This is a genomic window from Gemmata sp. SH-PL17 (assembly GCF_001610855.1).
In the GTDB taxonomy this organism is placed as follows: Bacteria; Planctomycetota; Planctomycetia; order Gemmatales; family Gemmataceae; genus Gemmata; species Gemmata massiliana.
The window spans coordinates 6,956,163-6,982,815 of record NZ_CP011271.1 but is presented as its reverse complement, the minus strand read 5'-3'; the positions used below and the strand labels follow the sequence as shown (position 1 = coordinate 6,982,815).

Here is a 26,653-nt window from a genome sequence, read left to right as displayed (position 1 = left end):
GAGTCGCGCGAGAACCGGAGAACAGGCGCAATCGCGCCGACTGCCCGGCTAGTGGTACGGGTTCTGCCCGGAGCACCAGTTAGGAGGCTCCTGGTGTTGGGGGCGATTCGGGCGGCACCGCGGGCGGCGCGGGTGGCTCGGTTTTCGCCCCGGAATCGGGCGGCGCGGGGATCGCGAATTTCGCGGGATCGGGGCGCCCGGACGGGTCGGGCTGCGGGGGGCGACCGGTGCGGGCGCGTTCTTCACCTTGTCCGCCACTTTGCGCCGCAGTTCCGTGTATTCCGCTTCCGTGATCTCGCCGTGTTCGTACATGTCACGGTAATTGGTGAGCATGTCCGTCGCATCGTGTGCCGGAGCCGTGGCCCGCTTGCGCCACTTGTCCGTGAGCGAAATGGCGATGGCCCCGACGAGCATCGCACCCACAAGGCCGGCGACACCGTAAATAATTTCCGGTCGCGTCAACGGGTCTTCGGCCGCGAGAAGGGAAAGCGCCCACATGCAAATCGCCTCGTACCGACAACAACGGGCAATCTTTGCACAGTTTACCCCGCCAGCCAAACCGCGACAATCCAAAGACACGGGAAGATGGGGAATTGGGGCGCGGTAATGCGAACAGGTAGAAGAATCGGAAGGGGTAAGGAGTTAGGGCGAGAGATAGAGGGCAGAGATCAGAAGGCAGAGGGCAAAAGGCAGAGGACAAAAGGCAGAGGCTAGAGGTGTTCAAGCCCCGTTAGGGGCGGAGGTGAGTAGTCAGGGGTGGAGCGGAGCGCAACCCCTGGCGGACCGGGGAGTGTAAAAAATACGGGCGTCGCGACGAGGCACCACGCTATCCGGGTTCGCGGGAGCCCGCGCAGGGGGTTGCGCTCCGCTCCACCCCTGGCTACTCGCCTCCGCCCCTAACGGGGCTTGAGCGCACCCGTTTCTGTCCTCTGGCTAATTACAGCGTGCCGCGGGAGCGTTTGATTTTCTCGCGGTATTTCTTGGTCTGCTCCTCGTCCATCTGGGTCTCGAAGATTTCGGTGAGGCGCGAAACCGCTTTGAACACCTCTTCCTTGTCCTGGTTCACGACCGTTTCCACGAACAGGTACGCCCACATCGCGTCGCGGGGCTTGCCGGCGGCGAGGTACAGTTCGCCCGTCATCGCGAACCCGGTGGCGTGAACGGACGGGTCTTTCGACTTGTCCATTTCGGCTTTGATCTTGTCGATGCCCTCCTGGTACTTTCCGCTGCCCCCCTCTTTTGCGGTCAGGTGATAAATCGCGAGCCGCTCCTTGCGCGCGCCCGTGGCGGTCTTCATGAGGTCTTCCGCCGCGCCCGCGGCCACCGCGTACTCTTTACCGCGAATCCGGCCGTCGATCTCCTGGAGGGCGGCTTCGAGCTTCGCTTCGGGCGGCAGGTCCGCGGCGCCCTTCAGCTTCGACCACGCGGAGGCCGCGTCGCTGTACTTCCGGCGCTCGATCTGGAGGCGCGTCATCGCCCGCGTCGCGGGCCACAGTTCCCACCCGGGGGCGGCCCAGTAGAGGTCGCAGAACTCTTTCCAGTTGAGAATCGCGGCGTCCACGGCCTTGGCCCAGGCGTCGCCCTCGAGGTCGTCCGCGAGCTTCTGCTTCACGCTCGCGATCCGGAACTCCAGGTGGCGCTTGCTCCGCTCCGCGAGGCCCGGCTTGATGAGTGCCTTGTACCCTTCGGTGGCTTCCGCGTAATCCTTCGCGGTTTTCTTGTCTTCTTTGGTCTTCGCCGCGTTGAAGGCGTTCCGCTCCACGCCCGGCAAATCGCCGATCGCGACCTTGAGGATGTCGTCCGGCGCGAACGCTTCGGTGGCCTTCTCGAGCTTCTCCCCGCTGAACACCTGGAACCCCGCGGGGCCGGCCTTCAACTGCCCGGAGTAAGTCTTCGTGGTGCCGTCCTTGCGGTTGCGCACTTCGACCGTGTCCGGGACGGTCTGCGCGCTCACCGTGGCCGCCAGTGTCACCAGTCCCAGCGCCACCAGGCCGCGCGTTACGTGTCGTTTCATGGAGATTGGTTCCAGAGTATCGAGTCGGTTCAGCTTACCTCACCGCCGGGCGCCCGGCCAGAAATCACACCCAGCCGCCGGTAACGGGGAGCACCTGCCCGGTGATGTACCCGCTCTCCTCGGTCGCGAGGAACAGCACCGCGTTCGCGATGTCTTCCGGCTTGCCCAGGCGCCCCGCGGGGATCTGCTTCAGGTACTCGGTCATGACCTCGGGCTTGATCTCGCCGAGCATCGGCGTCTGGATCACGCCCGGCGCGACCGCGTTGGCGGTGATCTGCCGGCGCGCGAGTTCCTTCGACAGCACGCGCGTGAGGCCGATGACCCCGGCTTTCGCGGCGGCGTAATTGGTCTGGCCGTGGAAGCCGACCAGTCCCGCGACCGACGCGACGTTCACGATGCGCCCGCCGTCGCGCAGGATCTCGGTGCCGTACTTGCAGCAGTGGAACACGCCGTCGAGGTTCGTCTGAATGACCGCGTGCCACTCGTCGAGCGTCATCTTTTTTAGCGTGCGGTCCTTGATGATGCCCGCGTTGTTCACGAGCACGTCCAGCCCGCCGCACTGGTCTTTCACCTGCTTCATGAGGGCTTCGACCTGGGCCGCGTCGCGCACGTCGCCCGCGAAAATGTGAACCGGCGGCTTGCTCTCCAGCCCGCGGAACTCGGCCGCCAGCGCTTCGGCGTCCTTGCGGTTCGCGCCCGCGGGGTCGTCCCAGAAGTGGAGCACGCACGTCGCGCCGGCCCGCGCGAACGCGGTCAGCACGCCCGCGCCGATCCCGCGCGAGCTACCGGTAACGAGAACCACTTTGCCGGAGAAGTTGTAAGTAATCATGCTCTCAACGCGGAACGCGGAGTGCGGAGCGCGGAACGGAAAGCACCTGCCGCCGGTCGCGCGCCGCGATACCCTACAGTGGTCGGTTGTATTCCGTACCGCCCGGGGCCGCACGACAACTTCCGAACATGGCAATCCGACTCGCGCACTTCAGCGACATTCACCTGACCGCCCGGCCGCTCGGTTGGCGGGTGCGGGACACGTTCAACAAGCGCACCACGGGCCTGGTAAACGTGAGGCTGCTCGGGCGCGGGGCGCGGTTCTTCCACGCGAACGACGTCACGGTCGCGCTCCGGACCGAGTTCGCGTCGCGCGGTTTCGACCACCTCGTGTTCTCCGGCGACGCGACCGCACTCGGCTTCCCCTCCGAAATGACTGAAGCCGCGACGCGGCTCGGGGTGGGCTGCACGGCCCTTCCGCCCGGGATCGCCGTTCCGGGCAACCACGACCTCTACATCCGGCGCTCGGTCCGCGATCGGTTCTTTGAAACGCCCTTCGCGCCGTGGCAACAAGGTCAGCGAGTGACCACGGACCCGTACCCGTTTGCACAGAAGGTCGGGCACGTGTGGCTGATCGCGCTCAACTCCGCGAAGCCGAACGTGCTCTTCTGGGACGCGACCGGGCGCGTCGGCGTTCCGCAGCTCGAGCGCTTTCGCGCGCTGTGCGCCATGCTGGACGCCGGCCCGCGCATCGTCGTGAGTCATTACCCGCTTTTGAAAGAGGGGCACCAGATCGAACCCCGCTGGCACCGGCTCCACGACTGGCGCGCGGCGCGCGACGCCGCAGCCGAGTGCGGCGTGAGTCTGTGGTTGCACGGGCACCGGCACCACTGGTACGCGCTACCGATCGCGCCGAATCTGCCGTTCCCGACGATCTGCACCGGGAGTTCGACCCAAACGCGACGGTGGGGCTACCACGACTACACCATCGACGGCTGGCACCTGAAGGGGCAACGTCGCGTGTACGATCTGGCGACGAAAGCGTTCGTGGACACAGACACGTTCGAGTTCGAGTTACCGAAGACCTACCCCCCTGGCCCCCTCCCTAAAGGGAAGGGGGAGGAACAAAGGCAACCCCTCCCCAACCCCTCCCCTAAGCGGAGAGGAGCTTAAAACCGCCGATTGGAGTTTGGTTGTCTGTGTATTTGGTTCTGTTCCCCCTTCCTTCTTAGGGAAGGGGGTTAGGGGGTTAGGTTCTTCTGCCGCTTGCCCCGTTTCCGCGCCCGACTACAACGCTTTCAACCGATTCAGTACGGTTTAGCTCGCTGCTCTGCAGCGGGACGATGTTGCGTCGTCCGAGCGATTGCTACGCCATGCGTCTCGGGGAACGCTGTTCCAGCACCGCTTTCGGGCGGCGCGCCCCTGCGCATGCAGGAGCCTGGAACAACCCCGCCGGTCGTGGTTCTCCTGCATGCGCAGGGGCGCGCCGCCCGGCGGTGCCGTGAGCGTTCCGCGAACCAGGTTCAGAAGTAGACCGGCGAATCGGTTACACAGGAAAGCCCGCGAACGGCGTTCGCGGGCTTTCCGATTTCCACTCCAGAGGGACCGATGTCCAAACAGATCGAATGGCTTTACGAACGGCGTGCCTGAACGACGTGCCAGAAAGCCCAGGGGTTCCTTGGGCACCAGTCCGTGGCCGTGACCGAAACCGTGAACGCGACCAAAGTTCGCTACAGTGCGGACGATGCGCTTGCGCTGCTCGACGGGATCGACACGCTCATCGCGATGAAAGGGCCGAAGGTCGAGACGTTCGACTTGAAGAACGACCGCCCCGACGACGCGACGCTCCTCGCGCGCCTGATGGGGCCGACGGGCAACCTGCGGGCACCAACGGCCCGCGTCGGTCGGACACTCGTGGTCGGGTTCAACGAAGAAGTCTACTCCCGCGTGTTCGCCGGCTGAATCTGCCGTGCCGGTGAGCGAATCTAATCTCGGTGTGAGCTTTCATCACACCGAGAGGTATCGTGCGCTACAATTACCACCAGTTGGACTCCCTACTCGACGACGAGGCGAGCGCGATGAACGTACTGTGGGTGCTGGCGGCTCTGGGCGTCAGCGCACCGGCCGACGACAAATCGGCTCTGTTCGAGAAGCACGCCGACATCGCGTACCGCACGGACAAAGGGGCAGACAAGGCGCGACACGTCCTCGACGTGTACGTTCCGAAGGGCAAAAAGGACTTCCCGACCGTGCTGTTCGTCCACGGCGGGAGCTGGAAGAGCGGCAACAAGAACATCTATGCGTCCCTCGGTCAGTCCCTCGCGGCCGACGGTATCGGGTGCGTGATCTGCAACTACCGCCTGTCGCCCCAAGTGCAGCACCCGGGCCACATCGAGGACGTGGCGAAGGCGTTCGCATGGACGGCCGAGAACATCGCGAAGTACGGCGGCAAGCAGGAGCAACTCTTCCTGTGCGGACACTCCGCGGGTGGGCACCTCGTGTCGCTACTCGTGACGGACGAGCAGTACCTCAAGGCGGAAAAGCATTCCCCGAAAGAGATTAAGGGCGTCGCGTCGTTGAGTGGTGTGTACCGGATTATTGCGGGCGAAAGGGTGTTCGACGGGCCGTTTGGCAAGGACGAGAAGGTGTGCAAACTCGCGTCCCCGCTGACCCACGCGGCCGGCAAGCACCCGCCGTTCTTCATCGCGTATGCGGACAACGACTTCCCGCAACTCGACAAGATGGCCGAAGACATGCACGCGGCACTGAAGAAGGCCGAAAGCCCGACCGAACTCGTCAAGTGCAAGGAGCGCAATCACTACACGATCATCATCCAGTTCGTGAACGACGCGGACCCGCTGAACAAGTCGTTCCGCGCGTTCGTGGAGAAGAACTGCAAGTAAACCGCGGAGAATGAGTTACTCGCCCGCGACTTCAACAACGTGTCCGGCCGCTTGCAACGTCCGGGCCGCGTTCTCGAAGTCACGGGCTTTTAGCAGAAGGTAATCGGTATCGAAGGTCGAAACGGCGAACACGCTTATGCCAGCATGGGCGAGCGGAACCGCGAGCGCGGCCAGTACACCAACCAGCGCGAACGGCATCGCGCCCGCGACCCGCAAGCACCGCCAGTCGCGCTCGCACTGCACGTCCTCGGGCACCGCATCCTCTGCACGCACGATAGAAAACTCAGCCGCGGTTCGGGTAATCGAGAACAAGCCCTCTGCGGCAGTCACCCACGCCGGAATTGCACAACCGACTGGCAACTTGCACACTGCGAACGTCCCGGCAACCGTCAGTAACGTGAGCCGGTGACCGATCGCGCGGTCGGCGCTTGTCGAGCCGGCTAATGTTTTGCTGAAGTGGGCCAGCCGGCACGATTCGGTGAACCCGAGCGCGCGATGAGCGTCGCGGCTGACAGTGTTTTCGACGTAAGCGTCCGATGCCATTTCCCGGCACCCGCGTCCGGCAGCCCACTCTTCCGCCGCCGCAATGAGCTGTTTCCCGATCCCGCGCCGGCGCGCATCCGGGTCCACGAACCAGCCTTCAACGTACCCCACGCGATTGGTTTCGCACCCCTCCGCGCACGTCCGAATGGACGCTTCCAGGAACCCGCACAACCCGTCGCTCGCTCGTTCCGCCACAAATACCGCAGACGCCAGAAGCAACCCGGACTCGGTCGGGAGGCGGCCGCTTAAATAGTCCGCGATCTCGGCAGCGTGTTCGTCCGCCGTTCCTTCCGGCCAGAGCGCGTGCCGCATACGCAGCCACTCGGCCCGATCTGTGTCACGAACCGGGCGAACGATTGTCGTCATGGTGCTGTTCGGGAAGCGGGTGATTCGGGTGAATGCGGAAACTCGCCGAAGTCGTGGTAACCGAGCATATCGATGTCGCGGAAGTGATCGCGTGCCAGCCGCCGGAGGTGTTCCAGACTCGCGACGCGCTTTGCGTTATCGTCCGCCCGTTGTGTGGTGAGTGCCGATACCGGGTGGTCGTCGCGTTCCAGTTCGACCCGCAGGTAATAAGCATCGCCCACGTGCAGTAGCCAGCGCTCGCCTTGTCGCACAGCGACCCCGCAGTGCCCGAGCGTGTGCCCGAACAGCGGCACGAGTAGCACTTCGGACGCGAACCCGAGGTCCAGGCGCCGGGCTTCCAAACCGAACCACACGTCCGAACTCGGCGCGTGAGTGCGCCACCGAACGCCGTGCGCGAAGTGCGCGGGCAAGTAGCGCCAGTGGCCCGTTTCCACGTTCGCTTGTTCTTCCGCTGCGACGTGAACGGTCGCGTGCGGAAAGTCGGCCAGTCCCCCGGTGTGATCCGGATCGCAATGCGTCACAACAATGTGTTTAACATCGACCGGGCGGAACCCGAGTTCCTCGACCCGGCGCATGGCCGTTTGATCTTCGTGAAACTGGAACCCGGCGATGTCGATGAGCGGTTGCCCGATTCGTTCGAGCGGCTTTCGCACATCAGCGAGGCCGATTCCCGTATCCACGAGCGCCAGCCCGTTCGTGTCTTCCAGGAGCAAACAGTGACACGACGCGGCCGGGTTCGGTGGGGCGTGCAGCGTGCCACAATTCAGGTGGTGAATTCGCGTCATGGTGTCGTCCGCGCGGATAGGGGGATCATACGCTGACCGCGGAACGAATTTCGTGCGAATCCCGGTTTTCAGAACCGTCGAGGGAATCGGTGACAGATTTGTTTGCTGTGTTGAAAACTTGCGTTTTGTGTTCGTGGCACAGGCCTCTGGCCTGTGTGAGCGCCTCCACAAATCAGAGGTCTGTGCCACCAAACCAAGAATCAAACGCATCAATTCAACACAGCAAGATTTGTTCACAACTGCATGCGCGATAAAAGCATAGCGAATCGAGTTGATTTGCGTAGGGCGCAAACCGCGCCCTGCGCCCGCAGCTCAAATGGGCAGAGCATCTGTTTTCGGAACCCGTTCAGCGCGAAGGCGAGTAGTCGTAGCAGTGGTGATATTTATTTGTTTATATTTTCAATTGTCAGTATATTTATTTATTGAGAGATTAAACAATCTTTCAAAAATATATCAATTGGGCGCCCGCACTGACGGCGAGGGACTGGTGGCATGGCCGTAGCGAAACTATGTCTCGTGTTGATGGTGTCCATTTGGGACGCGGTTCCGAAGCAGGACGGTATGATCGAAGCGGCCGTCCTGAAGTTGTTCGATCTGAAACACACGCCACCCGCGCTGCGGGAATTCATCACCGCCAAAACGCCGGTTGCGATCACGGAGGAGCGATTCGCCCCTCTAGGTAGCGGCGCACGCGCGTCGCCCGTCCGGGCCGTGTGGTTCGGTCGTCGATCGGTCCCGGGAGCACTCTCGACGTGCTCGTTCCGGCCGACCGTTTAGAGATCTGACGCGGGCACGCGGCACGGTCGTTCACACGGTCGATCGCTCCGAAGAGAAAATGGACTTTATGAACGAGATCGTCTCGGTCGGCCGATACAATGACGCCCGTCCGGTCCGTACCAATCCGACGTGTTTTGGGGCCTCACAATGTTCGCCTTCGTGCGCTACCGAATCCCGCTCTGTTTCGCGCTCGCCGCCGCGCTCCCCGTTGCCGCCACGGGACCGGTGCGGGCCGCCGACCCCGCCCCTACCACGGCACTCCACAAGGTACCTGCCACCGCCGAGACCTACCACTCGGTCCTCCGGCTCGGCGAAACGATCGAGCTGCTCGGTCGCAGCCGCGCGTGGCAGCAGTTGTGGAACGACCCGGTCGTGAAAGACCTCCGCAAGAAGGCTATGGAGAAGTTCTCCGAGCCGGGCAATAACGAGGCGGCCGCGCTGCGGGCGTTTCTGGCGGAGCCGGCCAACGCCGAACTGCTCGGGCTCTTGCTGGACGCGGCCTCGCACGAGGTCTTCGTCTCCACCGGGGCCGGCACGGGCGACCTGCTCTCTTTGGGGCAGGAACTCGCCGGCGGGGCGCGATACGGCCCCGCTCTCCAGAAACTGTTGGGGCAAGGCGGTGACCCGAACACGGCCCGTATTCGGATCGTCCTCCAAGGGCTCGCCGAGCGCCCGGAGCGGGTGCGGGTTCCGGAGCTGCTGATCGGGTTCAAGGTGAGCGACGCGGCCAAGGTCAAAACCCAGTTGAAGCGGCTCGACCCGCTCGTCGCCGGGGCGCTCGCCGACACCCCCCTCAAAGGGCGGTCGAAGCGCGCCACGGTGGACGGGGACGAGTTCCTCGTGCTCGAACTCGACGGGTCGCTGATCCCCTGGGACCAGGTGCCGATCGCCATGTTCGAGGAGAAGGAAGGCGAGTTCGCCCCGCTTATCAAGCACCTCAAGGGGCTGAAACTGACCGTCTCCATCGGGGTGCGCCAGGGTTACCTGCTGGTCGCCGTCGGCCCGTCCACCGACCAACTGGCCAAGTTCGGCGGCCCCGGACCCAAGCTCGCGGGGCTGCCGGAATTCAAGCCGCTGGCGGAACTCGCCGGGAAGCCGCTGACGGCCGTCGGCTACACCAGCGCCGCGGTCCGGCGCGCGACCGGCGTCACCGCCGAAGACGTGACGGCTTACGGGGACGTGCTCAAGGCGGGGCTCGAACACGCGGACCTGCCCGACGACGTGCGGAAAGCGATCGAAAAAGACGGCGAAGCGCTGCTGAAATCGATCGCCAAGGACATCACGAAGCCGGGCGCGGCGACCTCGTTCAGCTTCCGCACCGCGCGCGGGTGGGAGACCTACGCCCACGACTACTCGCCCGCCGCGGCCGGCGAGTCGCGCCCGCTCACGCTGCTGAACCACCTCGGTGGCGACCCGTTGATGGCGGCCGTGTGGCGCTCGGGCACCACGGTCGACGACTACCGGGCGGCGGTCAAGTGGGCCAAGATCATCGCGGGCCACGTCGAAAAGGTCGCGATCGCCAAGGCGCCGGACGCCGAGCCGATCATCAAGTCGGTGCGCCAGGAGATTTACCCGGTGCTGCAAGAGTTGAGCGACGTGACCGAGCGGCTCTGGCTGCCGGCGCTCGCGGACGGGCAGGAGGCCGTGGTCCTCGACGCCAAGTGGTCCAGCAAGCAGTGGCACGCCGCGCTGCCGACCGACCGGCCGATGCCCCTGCCGGAGTTCGGCATCGTAGTCGGGGTGAGCGACCGGGAGAAGCTCGAAAAGGCCCTGGAAGGGTACCTCGCGGGCGCCAACAAGCTGCTGGGCAAGGCGCGGGAACTGGCGCCGCCGGGGTCGATTCCGGAGTTTGAAATCCCGCGGCCGAAGGTCGAGACCAAGGGGGGACGAACTTTCGCGCACTATCCGATCCCGGCCGGGTTGGGGGTGGACGAGCAGTTCCAGCCGACCGGCGGGCTCTCGGACAAAGTCGCGGTTCTGGCCCTGTCGCGCGGCCACGCCGACCGGCTCCTGACCGAAACGCCGCTCGCGTCCGGGCTCGCGCCGTTCGCGCGCAAGACCGCGGACTCGGCGTTCTACTTCAACTGGGCCGGGATGGTCGACACGGCCGCCCCGTGGGTCGATTTCGGTCTCCGCGCGGCCGCGCCGGGGGGCGACGCGAAACAGAACGAAGAGGTGGCCCGGAAAGTGATCGGCGCCCTGAAAATCTTCCGCAAGTACGGGTCGGTGACCTACCGCCAGAACGGGGTCACTGTCACCCACAGCGAGGCCGTCTTCCAGGACGTGCCGGCCGTCGAGAAGTAATTCCGCGCCCGAGGTAGCGGAACACCCTTCACGCGGTCGTTAGCACGCGCGGTTCGTCCGGAGTTTTCTGGGCAAACCGCGCGTGCTCGTTTTGTGATCCGCATAGCGACCACCGGGCCGCGACCGCGAGGGAGCGGGGCTTCCCGTGTACAGGGCGAACGCACCATAAGTGCCCGCGAAGTACGGTTCGGATCTGTTCGAGTGATTCGTCGTTACCACTCGTTGGCCCACTCGGGCGCCGGACCCGGCCGAGGTTCCTCGTCCGCCAGCCGTGTTTCACTCACCACGCGACCGCGCTGCGTGTCCAGGATTCGGAGCGTCCGGCCCGTCGCGGTCGCCAAGTGGCCCTCGTAGGTCCAATCGGCCCACTGCACGCCCGTCAGAGTCTCAACACGGCCGCTCCGGGTCAGCGCATACGGGGCGGGGTGCGGGGGCCACAAATCGGGTGCCGTCCGGAACGCCTCGAACTTACCACGCACAGAGAGTACGACGTGGCGGCTGGCCGGTGCGACCTTCTCCATGACTACCTCCCGGCGCTCGTCCCACACGTCGTCCGGCTCCCGCTCCCGGGTCGCTGCCGCCTCTCGCCATCCCCGCCGGCGCTCTGTTGCAAACTGCGCTGGTGCGGTGCGCCCCATACCGCGCAGCGTCCTGCAAACCGCCGCGTCGCCGACGGTGGGGGTACCGACGTCCCAAACACTGGTGTCGGCCACGAAATGGTACCCCCGGCTCCACGTCCCGGCCTCCCGCCACGCTGCCAGGGCCTTCAGCCAGGGTAACCGCGAAACCGCGTTGTACGTTTCCCCCGCCGGCCACGCCGAGTCGGTCTTCAGCGCGAAGTACGACAGCCACTGGCCGCCGAGTGACAGGTCGCAACGCTGAGGGTACAGCGTGCCCCGGAACCACGCACCACCTTCGTACCTACCCGTCACCAAGTCCCATCGGCCAACGCGCCACCACTTCCGAGGGCACTTCTCCAGGACGGCCGCGATGCGGGCGGCGGGGTCGGTGACGCAGTAGATCCGCGGCAGCGGAGCCGAGAGCGTGGCCCCGGTCGAAGGGCGCTGCAAAGCGGGATCGGGCACCGGTGGTGAGTTGTTCGGATCGTCCATACGGCCCCGTACCTCGTCGGGCAACCCCGTCTACATCATGATGGCTCGGCCTGCTCGGGCCGACACCGCGATGATAGGCGGAGGAGCCGGGTCGTGATAGACCAGCACGCCACGGAGGGCTGAGGCGCCGATGAAACACGTATCCGGCGCCCGGCACTTCACCGACCGGCGGGGCCTACCGTTGAAATATCGGCAAGTATTCCGCCGGAACCGAAAGCACCCACAAGGCGATCGCGGAGCAACTTCAGTGCTTGTTTGAGCTGGTGCGCCGCGGCGCGATCGGTGGCACCGAGAATGCGGCCAATTTCGACCTGCGTCTTACCTTTCAAGTAATTAAAGCGTGAGTGGCACCCGGAGCCGTTCCGGGAGGCGGGCGACTTCGTCGTCGACAACGGCGCGCAGCTCCTCATCGGGGAATTGCTCGTCCGAACGGTTGGCCCGGTCGAGTAACTGGCGCTCGACCGTGTTGCGCCTGTGCGCGGTCTTGTGCGCGTTCACGGCCACGGTGTAGGACATCTTCTGGAGCCACCCCGATATGGAAGCCGAGCGCACGTGGGCGGCGTTCCGCGCCAGCGCGATGAACGCTGCTTGAAATGCGTCCTCTGCGTCTGTGCCGTTACCCAGCACGCGCCGGCACGCGGACCACACGGTCTGACCGTGCCGGACCACCCGGGGCGCGAACGCCGAGCCGTCCCAAATCACGAACGCGGAGGGCCGTTCGCGGTCGGTCCGCGCGTCCGCGCGCCACAACCCGGCCATATCCCGGGTGTAGTGAGCGAGCCCGCGCGGCACATCGCGCCCCATAACTTCTCCGTTAGTTCACATTTCACTCTTACAAAGACAACTGGCGCGCCGAAAACCGAAACGAGAAAAACAAAAAACATCCCAACAGGGCGCCGCGGGGTTGAGTGCGGTCTCGCGGAGGTTCGGCATTGCCTCGCCCGAACCCTTTCCTCGCGTTCCGTGTCGTTCAGACACACACGGAGTTGTGCATATGTATCCCAAACGCAGCCGGGCGGCGGCGATCGCACGCGACACGATCGATATCATCACGGCCGGGCGATACGCGAACCGCAAGGACGAAACGGTCCACATTCGCCACCTCGTTGAGTTCGCGCGAGAGAGTACGCTCACGTACCCACCGGACGAACGCTTACCGCGATTCACCCCTTCCGAGCGCCCCACGATCGTCGAGACCGTAAACGGCACTACACTCGAAGCAGCGCGGGAGTTGGTTGCCCGAGGGTTTCGGCCGGTCGCCCTGAACTTCGCCTCGGCGCGGCACCCGGGCGGCGGGTTCCTCGGTGGCGCGCGGGCGCAGGAAGAATCGCTCTGTCGCGCGTCCGGGTTGTATGCCTGTATCAGCGGCAACGCGATGTACCGGGCGCACGCGCACCTCGGTGGCGGGTTCTACACGAACTACGCGATCTACTCGCCCGCGGTGCCGGTGTTCAAGGACGACGAGGGCGAACTTCTCGACGAGCCATACTTGTGCGCGTTCGTGACGGCGCCCGCGGCGCCCGCGGTGAACGTCGGAGCGATCCGCGACAAAGAACGCGCTCTCGTTCGCGACGAGATGCGCGAGCGCGTCGACAAAGTGCTCGCGCTCATGGCCGGGCACGGGCACGACGCGGCGGTACTCGGTGCGTGGGGCTGTGGGGTGTTCAAGAACGACCCGGAACTGATCGCCGAGTTGTTCGCGAAGGCGCTCCGCGGCAAGTTCGCCGATTGTTTTGCGAAAGTCGTGTTCGCGGTCCTGTCGTCCGACGGGGCCACGATCCGCCCGTTCGAGCAGTTGTGCCAGCGCGCGTAGTTGGGTGGTGCGTGGAACCGCGCGGGAGGGCGTTCTACACCGTGGGCGGTGGTACTCGTGGTGCTTTCTGTGCGGCGCCGAACGGCGCGCCATGTGGCTGGGCCAACAAAGAATCGGGTGCCGCCGGGTACCAGGGAGCCGGGGCACCACCGCGCGCGACTCGAAGCCCTTGCACCGCAGGGGCGGAGAGCCTTCTCGCGGGTACCCGCCGGTTCTTTTGAAGTGCTATTTTAGGGTGGCGCGTCGCCCCGGCTCTGCTGGGTGAGAAGGAGTACGTCCGATTGGAGCGCCCAACCGACACCGGTGCCCTCCGTCAGCACGTTGAGTAACTCGGACACGGGCACGTGCTCAACTTCGAGGGGCCCGACCGGCGCCCCCAGGAGCGCGAGGACCGCGTCGCTTGCTCGCAATTCCCACCCCGCGGTCGCGCCGAGCGCGCGCAGGACCGCGCGCGCCGGGCGCGGGGGGACGCGCACGGTTACTCGGAGGTTTCCCGAGCCCCCGAAGGCGCGGTGGACTTCTAACACATCGCGGTCCGGCGCGGGAGCCGGCTCCACGGGGGCGCGGTCCAGCCAGTCGAGGCCGGTACTCGCGCCCGCGGACAGGGGCGGCTCGTTCGATTGGAACGGGGCGCCCCCGGATTCCAGGGCGTCGATCTTCGACCGCAGGTACTGGGCTTCCTCTCGGACCCCCAACTCGCGACAGCCCGGGTGCCCGGACCGGAAGACCACACGTCTCGTCAGCGCACGGGCCAGCGTGTACGAGCCCTGTTGAGCGGCGCAGCGGGCCCGGCCGAGCAGCGCGACCATTGTGACCGCCACATTCGGGTCGTCCTCCGCTTTCTGGTACGCACTTGAGGCCTCCCACCAGAGCCCCGTTCCCTCAAGGCACAGGCCCTCGCGGAGGGCGAGAGCGGTTTCACTCGCGCCGGTCCCGTTTCGGGGCGCGCCGAGGCACTCCCGGAGCCCCTCGGCGAACCGCCCACCGCGGATCAGAGCGTCGATGTGCGGGACCGGGCTCTTCGGTTTGCTGCTCGGCTTACTCGCGTGGCCCGCAGGGGGCGCGGGCTCGTCCGGTGTCTGCCGGGCCCGCGTCACGAGCACACCGGCCAGGCCGCCGCCGCCCCCGCAGGCGCACACGAGCGCCAGGCACAGGAGCCGGCGCCCCGACGCGCGAACCGGCCCGGTCGGTCGGTCGGTCGGAGCGGCAAGGGGGCCCTCATCGGGCACTTGCGAAGTTGTTCCCGCCGCCCCCGGCTCGGCGAGTTCCCGCTCGGGTTCGGCTTCTTCCGCGGGCCAGGCGCCGAACACCGAGGGCGCGACCGTCTCTTCGCACGCGGCCGGCGCACTCTCTTGGGGCGGGGGGCCGCCGGACGGAGGTAGTTCGGCCACCTCGGCGCGATCCGGGGCCGCGTCTGCGGTGGCCCTCTCCGAGACCTCTTGTGGGCCGACGAGGTTGAGCCAGCAGGCGCCCGTGGGGCCGGAGAACGTGAGCCGTGCGACCGGGGCATCGGGCGGAACCGGGATCGGTGCGCTGCCCGCGCGCACCGTCGTGGGCAGGGACATCTGCGCGGCGATCCCCACTTTCCCCAGACGCGCGCTAATGTCCCCGGCGATCACGTTGACCATTTCCCCCACGACGTCGCCCATGTCCGGGCTGTCGAACGGGATATCGAACCCGGCGAACGCCCGCGCGATCGTGACCGCCTCGTCCTCGCAGAGCGCCAGCGCGAAGTACCAGTGCCCGTCGCCGCGGAACGAGATGGTACTCATGATCCCCGGGGGCGGGGCGCCCTCGTGCGCCCCCGGAACGATCGTCAACCCACAAGAACCCGTGAAGAAGACCGCGACCGATTCCTCCACGGCCTTGTTGATAGCGGAGGGGAGCGTATTCAGAGCCATGAGCGATCCCGTACTCAAAAGCGCGCCTGAAAAAGTCGGCTATCCATTATCGGTCATTCACGGCCCGATTTGCCATTTGAGGTCTCGGCGAACAAATCTGCTCGGCGCGGAGCCGCGCGGTTCTTGAAATCGGTGGCGGCGGAGGGAGAGATCCTGACGGTGCGGACGTGGATTCGACCGCCACTTGGCAGCGCATGCGGCCTGAAAGGGGACGAATTCGAGAGGCACTGCTCGCGACTAACCATCCGCGGCCTCGTGACTCTCGTCGGTGGCCTATTGCGCGCACTCTCGGGGAAGGTGCTCGTGGTGTGAGACGGTGGCCCCAATCACAAGGGTCCGGTGACCCGCGCGTTCTTGCGCCGCAACGCGCGGTTTACACCGTTAACTTGGGCTCCACCAAACCTGGGAAAGGCCAAACGATAAGCGGGCCGTGTGCGTGTCGCTCGCTCCGGGCTGAACGCCGAAGGGCACGGGGGTTAGTTCCGGCGCCGGAGCGCGTCGATCTGCTCCTGGAGCTTCGCCGCGTCCGCCTCGGCGGTCCCGAGCGGTTCCGGTTTCACGGTCCTCTCGCGCGTGTACCCGACGTGCTTCATCCACGCGGCCGACCGTGTCCCGCGCTTCTGCTCCACCAACTCGAACAACGGGTCGGCCTTGATCGCCGCGACCGTCTCGTCGGGCACCTCGACGCCGAGTGCAGCGAGGATCGACTTCGCGATCACCAGGTGCCCGTCGTCACCGGGGTGAACCCGGTCCTTCGAGAACGGCTCGGTGCGTCCGTCGCGGGCCTTCCGCATCGCGGTGTGCAGATCGATCACCGTCACACCGGGAACCTTCAAACTCATCTCCCACTTCGCGTACTCGGTGAGGACCGCGTCATAGTTGAATTCGTCCTTCTTGGACACCAGATCGTAAATCGGCGGCGTGACCAGGAAGATGCGCTTCACGCCGGCCCCCTGGCACTGCTCGATCAGCTTCGTAACCCCCTTCTGGAACGCGGCGAACCGGTCCTTGTCGAGCGGGAGGTAGATGCCGTCGTTCATCCCGTAGCACGCGAACACGATCTCCGGCCGGGCCTTCTCCAGCACGCGCCCGATGCGCTCGAACAGGCACGGGCGGGGGAACTGGCCGCCCGCGTGCCCGTCCTCACTCAGTCCCGACAATGTTTCGCTCGCCAGCCCGAGACCGAGGACGTCGAAGTCCTTCTTCGGGTACCGCTTTTCGAGGTAGTACGTGGCGAACGCGACGTACCCGCCGGACTGCGTGATGCTGTCCCCGAGGAACACGATCCGTTTGCCGGCGATGGCGTCCACATCCTGCGCTGGCGCCGCGTCCGCGCTGGGCTTCGACTTCAATCCGACCGTGTTCACGGCGGTGACGCGATAGGTGTGCTTCTTGCCGGCCCCGGCCGTCGTGTCCGTGAACTGCATCGGCACGAGCGGCTGTGTGGGTGTGTCGCTGTACTGCAGATTCTGGAAGATCGGTCGGCCGAACGGGTTCTTGCCCGAGTCGGGTACGTTCGCGAGGAACGCGCCGTCGCGCTCGATGACGAAACCCGCGAGCCCGCTTTCGAGATCGGCCTCGGCGTCCCAGGTCAGCTTGTTGCCCCGCACGCGCACGTTCGTCGGCGCGGGCGGCGGGGTGGTGTCGGTGACCTTCGTGTCCTTCACGTATTCGACCCACGCCTTCGCCACCGGTTCGTTCGGGAGCCACGCGGCCTTGAGGGAATCGCCGACATATTTCGCGGCCGGTGTCGCGTCCCCGCCGAGGACCGGGGCGAGCCACGCCTTGTCCGCTTGCATTGCCCGGAGCGGATCACCGGCGACGTCTGGCAGGCGCGCGCTCAGGCAGGCGTCGAGCCAGGGGACGGCCAGGTACCGCTGGTTCCCACAGTCGTGACTCGACAGCGGATCGACCGCCACGCCGATGAGCCCGCCCTTACCACGCACCTCATTGAAGAACAGTTCGTTGGCGGGCCAGACGCCGGCGAACGGCTTGTCCTTGACGGTCACGCCCTCCTTGGTGCCCAGGTTGCACATCACCGGTACTTTGAGTGCGCCGTCCGAGAGGGTGTGGGCCTTGATCCCGGCGCGCTGCGGGTCCGCCTTCAGGAGCGGAACGCCCGAGCGCAACCACGCCGCTGCGACGCGGTCCGGGTGCAAGAGCACCATTCCCCCCGCCCAGTGACCGCCCCCGCTGTGCCCCCACAGGGCCCACGGCACCTTGGCCAGCTCGGGGTGGCCCGATTTCGCGCCGAGATCGACGAGGCACTTCTGGAACGCGGCGTCGGAACCGTTGCGCGGGTCACACCACATCTGGCAGTCGGCCTTCTCCGGCTGCTCGTAGGACGGAGACAGCAGCGCGCAGTCGTGCTTCCGCGCCAGCGCCTGCCAGTGCAGGTCGTAGGCGCCCGTCAGCCCCGACTTGCACGACCCCTCGCCGCACCCGTGCTGGTGGACGATGACCCCGCGCAGGGCCTTGGCACCCGGCGGAACCCAGACCGTGTAGTTGACCGCGAACGCGAGCGCGCCCGGCTCGTTCGAGGCCTCGTAGCGCACGCGGTAGTACGGCGCCGCGGCCGGTGGGAACACGTCATACGGCGGTTTCTGGGCGCGGAGTTCCGGCACGCTCGCGATGACAAGGAGCCAGGTCACACCGCAGCACGTCACGGTCGCTCGACTCATGGACGAATCCTCCCGAAAAATGAGATTGTGTGTGGAACGTGCCGAGTCCTTTTGGCCCCGATCGAGACGTTAAGCGAAGTGGCGAGCTCTTGGAACAAGAATTCGCCTTGGGTACGGGACAAGCGGCTGGTGCGGCGGACCAGAAATCTTCCGCGTCACCTCTTGCAAGGGATGAGCCGCGTGAGGCGGGACCCGATTGAACTTGACCTCGGATCAGATAGCCTGTCGGGTATCGTACTGGGGCGGCCCGAAGTCAACGCTTTAGTCGGTTCCCGATCGCGTGCCGATGCCGGGCGCTCCCACTCGAACGGACACCGTATTCAACTCAATCGGGTAACGACGTCATGTCATTCGCGCGCTCCGCGGCCGTTCTCACGGCCCTGTGCATCGTGGTCGGTCCGACGGCGGGAGCCGACGCGGGACTGGTTCTGGAAGTGGACGCTCGCGAGCTCCCGCGGCGACTCGTCCACGCCACGATCGACATCCCGTGCAAGCCCGGGCAACTGCGGCTGGCGTACCCGAAGTGGTTCCCCGGCTCGCACGGCCCGCACGGTCGGGTCGAGGACATCGCCGGGCTCCGGATAGAAACCGCCGACGGCACCACCGTGCCGTGGACCCGCGACGAGGTGGATCTGCATCGCTTCGTCGTTAAAGTTCCGGACGGGGTGAAGCAGATCCGGGTGAAACTGGACACCGTCTGTGAGTCGGCCGGGCCGGATCGGGCCGGGATCTACACGGTCGGTACCCCGGACCTCGGCGTCATCAACTGGAACACGTGCCTCGTGTACCCGGAGGGGCCGGCGGCCGACGACCAGCCGGTGAGCGCCCGGTTGCGGCTCCCTGACGGGTGGAAGCACGCCACCGCCCTCAAAGCGGATGGGGAGCCGGGCAAGGGCGGCGCCATCGCCTTTCGGCAAGTCTCCCTCGCGACTCTGGTGGACAGCCCCCTCATTGCCGGTCGACACCTGAAGACGTTCAAACTCGACGCCGGCGCCGGGCCGCCGGCCTTCCTCCACCTGACGTCCGAATCATCCGAGGCCCTGAACCTGGACCCGAAGGTGGTCGACCTGTACTCGCGGGTGGTGCGGGAGGCGTGGGCCCTATTCGGTACCGCTCATTACCCCGAGTATCACTTCCTGGTGGTGTGCAGCGACGCCCTCGGCAAGTTCGGACTGGAGCACCTGTCGTGCAGCCTGAATGGGGTGGGGGAACGGGGACTGATCGACGAGAAGCTCCGCAAGGACTGGTGGCTGGCGAACCTGTTGCCGCACGAGTACGCCCACTCCTGGTGCGGCAAGTACCGGCGCCCGGCGGCCATGATTACCGCGGACTTTCACACCCCGCAAAAGACCAAGCTGTTGTGGGTGTACGAGGGGCTGACCGAGTACCTGGGCGAGGTGCTCTCGGTGCGGTCCGGGCTGCTCACCCCGGAGGAGTACAAGCTCTCACTCACCAACAAGATCCGCGCGCTGTCCCGGACCGACGGCCGGCGCTGGCGGCCCCTGGAGGACACCGCCGTCGCCGCTCACATCAGCCGCAATCCCGGGAACTCGTGGAACCAGCTGCGCCGCGGGCAGGACTTCTACATGGAGGGGATGCTGCTCTGGTACGAGTGCGACGCCGTGATCCGCGAGAAGAGCGGCGGGGCGAAGTCGCTCGACGACTTCTGCAAGCGGTTCTTCGCGGCGGTGCCGGGCAAGAAGGAGGTAGCGGGGTACGACCTCGCCGACGTGGTGCGCGACTTGAAGGCGACGGTCGATCACGACTGGGAGGCGTTCCTGCAGCGCCGGGTGACGGCCCCGCAGGAGTCGCTCCCATTGGAGGTCGTGGGGCAGCTCGGCTACCGGCTGAAGTACGCCGACAAGGCGCCCGGGGTGGGGATACTGGGCGCACCGCCGGAAAACCCGGCCGCGGACTCTCTCGGGCTGTCGGTACCCGGAGGGGTGGTGGCGACCGTCGACCCCGGGCTGCCGGGGGACAAGGCGGGGCTGGCACCGGGCATGAAGGTGCTCGGGGTCAACGGCAAGAAATTCAGCCCGAATCGCCTGCGGGATGCGATCGCCGACAGTGTCACCCGCAAGAAGCTCGAGTTGCTGATCGAGGACGGAGAGGACTTTCGCACGATCGTGGTGTCGTACTCCGACGGCTTACGGTACCTGGAATTGGAGCGGGTACCCTCCAGGCCGGACGTGCTGGGCGATATCCTCAAGCCGCGGGTCAGGTGACCCGGGCTCGGCCGGTCGGACCTACGGGTACCGAAGGACAACTCCCGATCACTGACCCCGCTCCGGCGGACCGCAACACACGAGGACGATCCGATGCGAATGAACTTTTTGGTAGTGGCGGCGCTCGTAGGGTTGGCCGCGATTCTTGCGCCCGCGAGGGCGGCAGACCACACGAAAGACACGCCGGCGGAAGTGAAGAAGACGGTTGCCGATGGCAAGGCCGTACTGCTCGACGTGCGCGAGAAGGACGAATGGGACGACGGGCACCTCAAGGATGCCAAGTTACTGCCGCTGAGTGTGCTCAAAGGCGGTGCGCGGGCCGAGGACGTGGCGAAGGTCGCTCCGAAAGACAAGATCGTCTATTGCCACTGTGGGTCGGGCGTTCGGTGCTTGAAGGCGGCCGACGAGCTGAAGAAACTCGGTTACGACGTGCGGCCCCTGAAACCGGGTTACAAGGACTTACTCAAAGCCGGATTCGAGCCGGCCGAGAAGAAGTGAGCGACCGCGCGGGACGAGCCACGTTGTCCTGTTCGAGACGACAACGGGCGGGCGTAGCCAAACGTCACTCCGCAAGCGGCCATTGTTGAAGGAGTAAGAAGGTGAGAGCGGTCAGGCACTCGCGTTGAGTCCGGCCCCGTCACAACTGCGGAGTCGAGTTCCAAATGGGCGAGTTTGGGTAACTCTCACAGTCCACACTCAAACCGAAGCACCGTGACTTGCTCTTGGTCGCGGATCGCGTACCGGAGTTGCTGCCCGACGCGCCGCCTGGACGCCGTCCGAACCGACAGCGAAATGAGTCGGGCCGTTGGTTTGTAATCTATCCGTCTCACAAGACGCCGTAGAGATCGTAAACCTCCCGCAGGGTCCGGCCCTCTTTCAACTCTTTTCGGGAAAGAGATTCCTTTTCGGTCTTGTGACAGGCCCGCTCGACAACTTGGGCAAGGGCCGACGCGGGAATCACCACGATGCCATCAAAGTCGGCGAAAACGGTGTCCCCCGGGCACACGAGTACGTCGCCACACCGCACCGCGACGTCGTAGGCCATCACCCGGCCGCGCCCCATCGAGTCCAGCGGGCGGATACCGGTGTAGTAGACCGGGGAACCGGGTTCGATCGTCTTCAGGCAGTCGCGGATCTGGCTGTCGCACACGCACCCGACCGCCCCGCGGCACTGCGCCGCGGTCGACATCAACTCGCCCCGCGGCGCGTTCGTTCCGGCTAAGTCGGTCGAGTGGACGACCACGTCGCCCGGTCGAAGGGCGTCGATCGCCTCGATTTCCAGCCCGTAAGGGTTCTCTTCGTCGGCGTAGTCGGCCTCCATCCAGCGGACCGTCCGGGCGCGACCGATGAAGCCGCACCGCTCGCGGTCCGGGAGCAACGGGCGCAGGCGGTGGTGCATCGCCTGCTGGCGAAAGTCGAGCGCGCCGAGGATGTCGCACACCGCGGCGACATACGACCGCGTCTGAAGGCGCTGCCACAGTTCGGACTCGGTCGGTGTCGCATCGGACATCTCGACCCCCCGTCGGACGTTATCACTCAGCGCACGGTGACGAACTCGTGGTGGTTGAACCGCGCGAGGACGACTCCGGTGCGGCGGCGTTCGGCCGCGTCTTTCGGGGCTTCCTTTTCGCTCCCGCGCGTTCCGGGCGTGTCCATGAAGGCGATGCACTCGGACCGCTCCGTCGCGGTCGGTGCCCGCCCGATGACCCGCTCGAACGCGGCCGGCACAAACTTCCCGGGGTCGGTTCCCGCTTCGGTTTCGATTCGCCGCGCGCCCAGCCGCGCCATCTCCGCGCTCAGCGGGCCGTTGACCAGCGCGAGTGCCTGTTGGGGCACGATGCTCTCGCGCCGCTGGTAGCACTCGCTCACCCCGGCCGCGTCGAACAGCTTGAGCAACTCCATTTGCTTCTCGTGCGCGTGCCGGAAGTAGAGGCTCCGCCGATACACCGTCAGCCCGGAGTCGTGGTCGAGGTCCGGACCGCTGGTCGTCAAGTCGAGATTATCGGCCACGAACGGGAGTTGGTCGCGGACGGCCTCGGCCTCGAGTCGGTGCGGGGGCACCCGCCAGAAATAGACGTTATCGCGGTCGGCCGTGACGTTCTTCGCGTCCGGCGTCGAGCCCTGCCGGTACGTGCGGCTGGTCACGATCAGTTTGTGCAGGTGCTTCATCGACCACTTGTGCTCGACGAACTCGGCCGCGAGCCAGTCCAGGAGCGCCGGGGGCATCGGCCGGCGGCCGTTCTTGCCGAAGTCGAACACGCTCGGGACGAGCGCCTGACCGAAGTGCCGCATCCAGATGTGGTTCACCGCGACGCGGGCCGTGAGCGGGTTTTGGGCGTCGGTAACCCGCGCTGTTTGAGGTCGCGGAGCAGCTCGGCGATCGGCTTGTCGGTCTGCGTCGAGAGTTTGGTGTGGTTGTCCTTGATCTTGGAGTGGGCGTCCCAGTCCCCTCCGCCCCCGTGGTACACCTGGACGAACCGCACCCCGCGCTCCACCAGGCGCCGGGCCGTGAGGCAGATCTTCCCGAACGCGGCCGTTTCAGCCCGGTCCATGCCGTACATGGCGCGGGTCTTCTCCGACTCTTTTTCGAGTTGCGGCGTTTCGGGTACCGCGGTCTGCATCTGGAAGGCCTGTTCGTAAGACTTGATCCGCGCCTGCACCTGCGGGTCGTCGGGGTAGTCGATCCCGGACAGGCGGTTCAGTTTGCCGATGAGCCCGAACTCGTTGGCCTGTTCTTTCGCCGCCTTCCCCACCGGCAGTTTGCCGAACGGGAGCGGGGCGCCTTCGAGGTTGAGCCGAACGCCGGCGTGTTCCGGGCCGAGGTACGCGGCCCCGTGCGCCCATTCGCCCCCGCAGCAGTCGCCCGGCGGAACGCCCCGGACGACGTACTCGGGCCGATCGCCCGTCAGTGCCCCGAGGCCGTAGCACGCCCACGAGCCGATCGTCGGATAGGCTCCTTCGCGAACGTGCCGGCCGGTGTGGAACTGGAGCATCGCCCCGTGGTCGTTGTCGGTCGTCCACACCGTCCGCACGACGGCCAAGTCGTCGGCCATTTCAGCCGTGTGCTTCCACCAGTCGGCCGCGAGCAGTCTGGATTTGCCGTACCGCGCGGTGCCGCAGTTCAGTCCCATGAGTGTTTTGCGGTTGCCGTGCCTCGGGTTCCCTCGGCCACGTCCTTTCTCTCCGCCTTCACCGCGCCCGCGAACGGGGTGTCGGCGATCGACTTGCCGTTGTACTTGTTCAGCGCCGGCTTCGGGCCCCAACTTTCGAGGTGCGAAACGCCGCCGCACAAGAAGATCCAGATGACGTTCTTCGCCTTCGCCGGGTGGTGCGGGCCGCTCTCGATCTCCGCCATCGGGTCGGCCGCGCGCCCGGCGCCGTCGCGGAAGAACATCGCTCCGAGGGCCAGCCCGGTGAACTCGAGGCCGGTGTCGGCGAGGAGCGAACGGCGGGTCGCCCCGCGGTGGTGCGTCCGGCTCATGCTCGGCCTCCCGGGGCATCGGGACAGTACATCGTCGCCACCAGTGCGTACAGTCGGGCGACGCGGACCAGATCGTCGACGGCTGCCCGGGCGCACCCGGACAGAAACTCTAGCACACCCCGCTGCTGCTGCCGGCCCGTCGCCACCACGGTCCGCACCCGCTCGACGAACCGGTGGCCGGCGGCCGAGTCGGTCCCGGAACTCGTGTTCCGCCAGCAGACGGCGTGGCGGAGCGCCCGCTCGGCCGCGCGGTTCGTCGGTTCGACCCCGCTCACGGCAACAAACGTGTACCGGGCCGGCTCGATAACCCGCAACTCCCGGCACACCCCGGCTGTAACCGCGCCCACGCTCTCGATCCCGCGCTTGAAGAAGCCGCGCATCCCGGTTCGGAGCCACCCGAGGTAAGATTGCCGGAACCCGCGACGGGTCCGCGCCCCGTCCCGCACCCGCTTCCACTGGGCGAGCAGGACGTCCGCATAGGTCAACAAGTCCTTGCCGACCACGGACCCGCCATTATTACGGCGCGAAAGATGCGCGGGGCGGAAACGCTGAAAGTCTCAGCCAATCGTTGCCTGAACGCCCTCAATCAATGCGTATCTTGCGCGCCGCCGTAGTACGCCGGTCGATCATGGCCTGGAAGTCCCGTCGGAGGTGCGCCCCACAGGCCTGGCGCTCACCTACGGGGAAGTGGTTGTAGACCGAGTACCGGTCGGTGGTCAGCACCCCGGGCCGACCCACGATCAACTCACCCCGCACCTTGCGGGCGCGGGACCGGCGGACCAGGGACACGCGAGCGGTCACCGCGGCCCACAGCCAGCCCCGCTTGGGGCCGCTCCCGCCACCCGGTCTCGTCCGCGTTCGCCGGCTTCCCGGCGATGTGGGCGCGGGCCTCCTCCGCGATCGGCTCGAGCGCAGTAGCCGTCCGGTATTGGAGCGCGCACACGGCCTGGACCCGCGGCCCGTACCCACCTCGGACCTCGGCCGGCCGTGCCGGGCAACGGATCCGTCCGCAGCTCGGGCACGCGAGCCGGTGCCGGCGGTACTCGGTGCCCACCGGACGTACCGGCGGTAGTTCGACGACTTGGTGGCGGAGTGGTTGGGCATCGTCCCCGGAGAGCACGTTCGCGCATCGGTCACAGGCGCTCGGCCGCAACGCGATGACGGTGCCCGCGGGCAGGTCGGGACGGGATCGCTTGGGGCGGCCCGGTTGACCGCCCTTCCGCTTGCCAGAGGAGGCCTTCGACGGAGCGGGCTTGAGGTACGGCGGGTCGCACGACGGGGGCTTCGAGGAGCTCGTCGAGTTCTGCCCGAGCCGAGCTTCAAGATCGGCGAGCCGGGCTTCGAGATAACGGATGTACGCCTGCACCGCCGGAGGACGCGCGCCGAACACGTCAGGTGGTAGCGGAGGAGGCGTCATGCCGCTGAAGAGATACGGCACCCGCCTAAAACCGGCCACTGCTGTGAACGCCTACGGATCTACGACTACTCCGTTAGAAGGCCGCACCCGATGATCGGGTTCGGGTCTCTAACCGGTCATGACGAGATACGCCCCGAACCTCGACCCGGCCGTTCTCGAGCGCCTGCGCGAATGCGCGGCCCTATTTGCCCCGGACTTTCCCCAGGCCAAGCCCGCACAGTGGGCCGTGGTGTACCGGCACGGCCCCTGACCGACGGCGATCGGAAGAGTGTCGAGCCCCCTGTCCCACCGGGTGCTGCGGCCCGCCGGGCTGACCAGCACGGACCCCGAGCAAGCGCTCCAGCAGTTCGTCAGCCAGAGCCCGTGGGACCGCGAGGCCGTTCTCCGCCGCTACCGCAGCCATTTGGCTGCCACGTTCGCCCACCCGGACGCGGTGTTCGTGATCGACGACACCACGTTCCCGAAGCAAGGGCGGCGCTCGGTCGGGGTACAAAGGCGGTACTGCGGGGCGCTCGGCAAGAAGGCCAACGGCCAGGCCGCGGTCTCGATCCACTATGCGGCTCCCGAGGGGCACTACCCGCTCGCCTTGCGGCTGTTCCTCCCCCGAGTCGCGGGCGACCGACGCCGGCCGCCTGAAGCGGGCCGGAGTGCGCCGGGAGCGCGCGAAGGGGCCGATCGCGCTGGACCTGCTGGACCCGGTTAGGGCCGAGGGGTGGTCCTGGCCGACGCCGGGTACGGTGTGTCCGGGGGCTCCCGCCAAGCCCGGGCCGATTGCGGGCTACACTACATCGTCGGGGTGACGGACGAAGCCGTTGTGTTCACCACCCCGCCGGTCTGGGATCGACCGGCGGGACGCGGCGGGGTCGGACCGGCGGGCGGGCGGCCCCAGTCCAACCCCAGTTGCGGCCGGACTCGCCCCGCCCGGTCCGGTTGCGAGACGTGGCCGCCCGTACCCCGCTCCGGCGGGTGACTTGGCGCATGGGGACGAAGGGGCGGATGTCGGGTCGATTCGCCTGGGTGCGGGTACGGCCCGGGTTCGGGTGGAAACGGGGTGCGTGCGCCGGTTCCGACCCGGTGTGGTTGCTGGTCGAGGAGCGGGCCGACGGCGTCAAATACGCCTTCTCGAACCTGCCGACGGGGACGAGCCGCCTGCGGGCCGTCCGCCTGTGGAAGAGTCGGTGGCCTGTGGAACAGGGGTACCAGCAGATGAAGGAGGATTTGGGTCTGGACCACGTCGAGGGGCGCTCATGGCGCGGGTTCCACCACCGCGCCGCGATGGTCATGCTGGCTTACGGGTTCCTGCTCTTGGAACGGGAGCGGGTTCGCGTCGAACGGGAGCGGGCGGCCGACGGGCCGAGCCCGCGAAAAAGGGGGAGCCCGAGCCACCGCTGACACTGCCGTGCATTAGCCGAGCGTTGCAGCAGCTCCGACCGGTGGCCAAACCAGATTGCGCCTACTGTCGCTCACGGCGATCGCACCCGCTCCAGATGTAACGGAGTAGTGGTACGGGCCATGACACCGGTGACCCCGAGCCTGGACGGGGCGTTCGTGGCCGCCTTCCGT

Annotated in this window: 26 protein-coding genes and 1 pseudogene; 11 read left to right on the top strand and 16 right to left on the bottom strand. The window is 66.5% G+C overall.

The window, feature by feature from the left end; genetic code table 11:
- Nucleotides 1–48: 48 nt before the first annotated feature.
- The 3 genes from VT84_RS28825 to VT84_RS28815 form a co-directional block, all read right to left on the bottom strand.
- Nucleotides 49–498 (bottom strand): SHOCT domain-containing protein, encoded by a 450-nt coding sequence (locus tag VT84_RS28825; RefSeq protein WP_082841926.1) that lies wholly within the window; start codon nucleotides 496–498, stop codon nucleotides 49–51.
- Between the two features lie 439 nt (nucleotides 499–937).
- Nucleotides 938–2,014, bottom strand: coding sequence for a hypothetical protein (locus VT84_RS28820; protein ID WP_082841925.1), 1,077 nt, complete (start codon nucleotides 2,012–2,014; stop codon nucleotides 938–940).
- Between the two features lie 64 nt (nucleotides 2,015–2,078).
- The gene (locus VT84_RS28815) at nucleotides 2,079–2,843 is read right to left on the bottom strand and encodes an SDR family oxidoreductase (protein WP_052556351.1); all 765 of its coding nucleotides are present in this window, start codon (nucleotides 2,841–2,843) and stop codon (nucleotides 2,079–2,081) included.
- 128 nt (nucleotides 2,844–2,971) lie between these two features.
- Between VT84_RS28815 and VT84_RS28810 the strand changes: the two genes are divergently transcribed.
- The 3 genes from VT84_RS28810 (at nucleotide 2,972) to VT84_RS28800 (ending at nucleotide 5,685) form a co-directional block, all read left to right on the top strand.
- The gene (locus VT84_RS28810) at nucleotides 2,972–3,955 is read left to right on the top strand and encodes a metallophosphoesterase family protein (protein ID WP_082841924.1); all 984 of its coding nucleotides are present in this window, start codon (nucleotides 2,972–2,974) and stop codon (nucleotides 3,953–3,955) included.
- Nucleotides 3,956–4,390: 435 nt separating this feature from the next.
- Nucleotides 4,391–4,744: an ArsC family (seleno)protein gene (locus VT84_RS28805; protein ID WP_261340595.1), complete on the top strand. Its 354-nt coding sequence runs from the start codon at nucleotides 4,391–4,393 to the stop codon at nucleotides 4,742–4,744.
- Between the two features lie 62 nt (nucleotides 4,745–4,806).
- A complete protein-coding gene (locus tag VT84_RS28800; protein ID WP_052556345.1) occupies nucleotides 4,807–5,685 on the top strand; it encodes an alpha/beta hydrolase in 879 nt (292 codons plus the stop codon).
- Between the two features lie 15 nt (nucleotides 5,686–5,700).
- On the opposite strand, the gene VT84_RS40320 is transcribed toward VT84_RS28800, so the two are convergent.
- Nucleotides 5,701–6,594 carry a GNAT family N-acetyltransferase gene (locus tag VT84_RS40320; protein WP_204249660.1) on the bottom strand — a complete coding sequence of 298 codons (894 nt, stop codon included), beginning with the start codon at nucleotides 6,592–6,594 and terminating at the stop codon, nucleotides 5,701–5,703.
- Nucleotides 6,591–7,379, bottom strand: coding sequence for an MBL fold metallo-hydrolase (locus tag VT84_RS28785; RefSeq protein ID WP_082841923.1), 789 nt, complete (start codon nucleotides 7,377–7,379; stop codon nucleotides 6,591–6,593). Before VT84_RS28785 ends, VT84_RS40320 begins: the two co-directional genes overlap by 4 nt.
- 492 nt (nucleotides 7,380–7,871) lie before the next feature.
- On the opposite strand from VT84_RS28785, the gene VT84_RS28780 reads away from it, so the two are divergent.
- Together VT84_RS28780 and VT84_RS28775 are read left to right on the top strand one after the other, a co-directional pair.
- The gene (locus tag VT84_RS28780; RefSeq protein WP_052556340.1) at nucleotides 7,872–8,156 is read left to right on the top strand and encodes a hypothetical protein; all 285 of its coding nucleotides are present in this window, start codon (nucleotides 7,872–7,874) and stop codon (nucleotides 8,154–8,156) included.
- Between the two features lie 147 nt (nucleotides 8,157–8,303).
- Nucleotides 8,304–10,460 carry a hypothetical protein gene (locus VT84_RS28775; protein WP_082841922.1) on the top strand — a complete coding sequence of 719 codons (2,157 nt, stop codon included), beginning with the start codon at nucleotides 8,304–8,306 and terminating at the stop codon, nucleotides 10,458–10,460.
- A 212-nt stretch (nucleotides 10,461–10,672) separates the two neighbouring features.
- Here VT84_RS28775 and VT84_RS28770 read toward each other — a convergent pair whose 3' ends face one another.
- Together VT84_RS28770 and VT84_RS28765 are read right to left on the bottom strand one after the other, a co-directional pair.
- On the bottom strand, nucleotides 10,673–11,572 hold the full coding sequence (locus tag VT84_RS28770) for a hypothetical protein (RefSeq protein ID WP_082841921.1): 900 nt from the start codon (nucleotides 11,570–11,572) through the stop codon (nucleotides 10,673–10,675).
- A 333-nt stretch (nucleotides 11,573–11,905) separates the two neighbouring features.
- Nucleotides 11,906–12,376 (bottom strand): RNA polymerase sigma factor, encoded by a 471-nt coding sequence (locus VT84_RS28765; protein ID WP_052556333.1) that lies wholly within the window; start codon nucleotides 12,374–12,376, stop codon nucleotides 11,906–11,908.
- Nucleotides 12,377–12,566: 190 nt separating this feature from the next.
- Between VT84_RS28765 and VT84_RS28760 the strand changes: the two genes are divergently transcribed.
- Nucleotides 12,567–13,385, top strand: a complete 819-nt coding sequence (locus tag VT84_RS28760) for a TIGR02452 family protein (protein ID WP_052556331.1) — start codon at nucleotides 12,567–12,569, stop codon at nucleotides 13,383–13,385.
- Between the two features lie 230 nt (nucleotides 13,386–13,615).
- Here VT84_RS28760 and VT84_RS28755 read toward each other — a convergent pair whose 3' ends face one another.
- The gene (locus VT84_RS28755; protein ID WP_082841920.1) at nucleotides 13,616–15,286 is read right to left on the bottom strand and encodes a chemotaxis protein CheX; all 1,671 of its coding nucleotides are present in this window, start codon (nucleotides 15,284–15,286) and stop codon (nucleotides 13,616–13,618) included.
- A gap of 476 nt (nucleotides 15,287–15,762) precedes the next feature.
- Nucleotides 15,763–17,967 carry a GDSL-type esterase/lipase family protein gene (locus tag VT84_RS40315; protein WP_082841919.1) on the bottom strand — a complete coding sequence of 735 codons (2,205 nt, stop codon included), beginning with the start codon at nucleotides 17,965–17,967 and terminating at the stop codon, nucleotides 15,763–15,765.
- A 344-nt stretch (nucleotides 17,968–18,311) separates the two neighbouring features.
- Here VT84_RS40315 and VT84_RS28745 point away from each other — a divergent pair, with 344 nt between their 5' ends.
- Entirely contained in the window at nucleotides 18,312–20,192 is a 1,881-nt protein-coding gene (locus VT84_RS28745) for a M61 family metallopeptidase (RefSeq protein ID WP_082841918.1), read from the top strand.
- Nucleotides 20,193–20,285: 93 nt separating this feature from the next.
- Nucleotides 20,286–20,690 carry a rhodanese-like domain-containing protein gene (locus VT84_RS28740; RefSeq protein WP_082841917.1) on the top strand — a complete coding sequence of 135 codons (405 nt, stop codon included), beginning with the start codon at nucleotides 20,286–20,288 and terminating at the stop codon, nucleotides 20,688–20,690.
- Between the two features lie 328 nt (nucleotides 20,691–21,018).
- Here VT84_RS28740 and VT84_RS28735 read toward each other — a convergent pair whose 3' ends face one another.
- From VT84_RS28735 to VT84_RS42505, 7 genes are all read right to left on the bottom strand, one after another.
- Nucleotides 21,019–21,702, bottom strand: a complete 684-nt coding sequence (locus tag VT84_RS28735) for an RraA family protein (protein ID WP_082841916.1) — start codon at nucleotides 21,700–21,702, stop codon at nucleotides 21,019–21,021.
- A 26-nt stretch (nucleotides 21,703–21,728) separates the two neighbouring features.
- A complete protein-coding gene (locus VT84_RS28730; protein ID WP_082841915.1) occupies nucleotides 21,729–22,499 on the bottom strand; it encodes a DUF1553 domain-containing protein in 771 nt (256 codons plus the stop codon).
- Complete coding sequence (locus VT84_RS28725) at nucleotides 22,496–23,323, bottom strand: DUF1501 domain-containing protein (protein ID WP_157469926.1); 828 nt, start codon at nucleotides 23,321–23,323, stop codon at nucleotides 22,496–22,498. Before VT84_RS28725 ends, VT84_RS28730 begins: the two co-directional genes overlap by 4 nt.
- On the bottom strand, nucleotides 23,314–23,673 hold the full coding sequence (locus VT84_RS41810) for a DUF1501 domain-containing protein (RefSeq protein ID WP_204249833.1): 360 nt from the start codon (nucleotides 23,671–23,673) through the stop codon (nucleotides 23,314–23,316). Before VT84_RS41810 ends, VT84_RS28725 begins: the two co-directional genes overlap by 10 nt.
- Nucleotides 23,670–24,176 carry a hypothetical protein gene (locus VT84_RS42515; protein ID WP_410000370.1) on the bottom strand — a complete coding sequence of 169 codons (507 nt, stop codon included), beginning with the start codon at nucleotides 24,174–24,176 and terminating at the stop codon, nucleotides 23,670–23,672. The genes VT84_RS41810 and VT84_RS42515 overlap by 4 nt, the downstream gene beginning before the upstream one ends.
- A 79-nt stretch (nucleotides 24,177–24,255) precedes the next feature.
- Nucleotides 24,256–24,462: a transposase gene (locus VT84_RS42510; RefSeq protein ID WP_410000369.1), complete on the bottom strand. Its 207-nt coding sequence runs from the start codon at nucleotides 24,460–24,462 to the stop codon at nucleotides 24,256–24,258.
- A complete protein-coding gene (locus VT84_RS42505) occupies nucleotides 24,419–25,111 on the bottom strand; it encodes a DUF6444 domain-containing protein (protein ID WP_410000368.1) in 693 nt (230 codons plus the stop codon). Before VT84_RS42505 ends, VT84_RS42510 begins: the two co-directional genes overlap by 44 nt.
- Nucleotides 25,112–25,208: 97 nt before the next feature.
- On the opposite strand from VT84_RS42505, the gene VT84_RS41805 reads away from it, so the two are divergent.
- The 3 genes and pseudogenes from VT84_RS41805 (at nucleotide 25,209) to VT84_RS28710 (ending at nucleotide 26,482) form a co-directional block, all read left to right on the top strand.
- Nucleotides 25,209–25,340 carry a hypothetical protein gene (locus VT84_RS41805; protein WP_255359514.1) on the top strand — a complete coding sequence of 44 codons (132 nt, stop codon included), beginning with the start codon at nucleotides 25,209–25,211 and terminating at the stop codon, nucleotides 25,338–25,340.
- Between the two features lie 18 nt (nucleotides 25,341–25,358).
- Nucleotides 25,359–26,060: pseudogene (locus tag VT84_RS41345) on the top strand (transposase).
- A gap of 26 nt (nucleotides 26,061–26,086) precedes the next feature.
- Nucleotides 26,087–26,482, top strand: coding sequence for a transposase (locus tag VT84_RS28710; RefSeq protein WP_082841912.1), 396 nt, complete (start codon nucleotides 26,087–26,089; stop codon nucleotides 26,480–26,482).
- The last annotated feature ends 171 nt before the right edge of the window (nucleotides 26,483–26,653 follow it).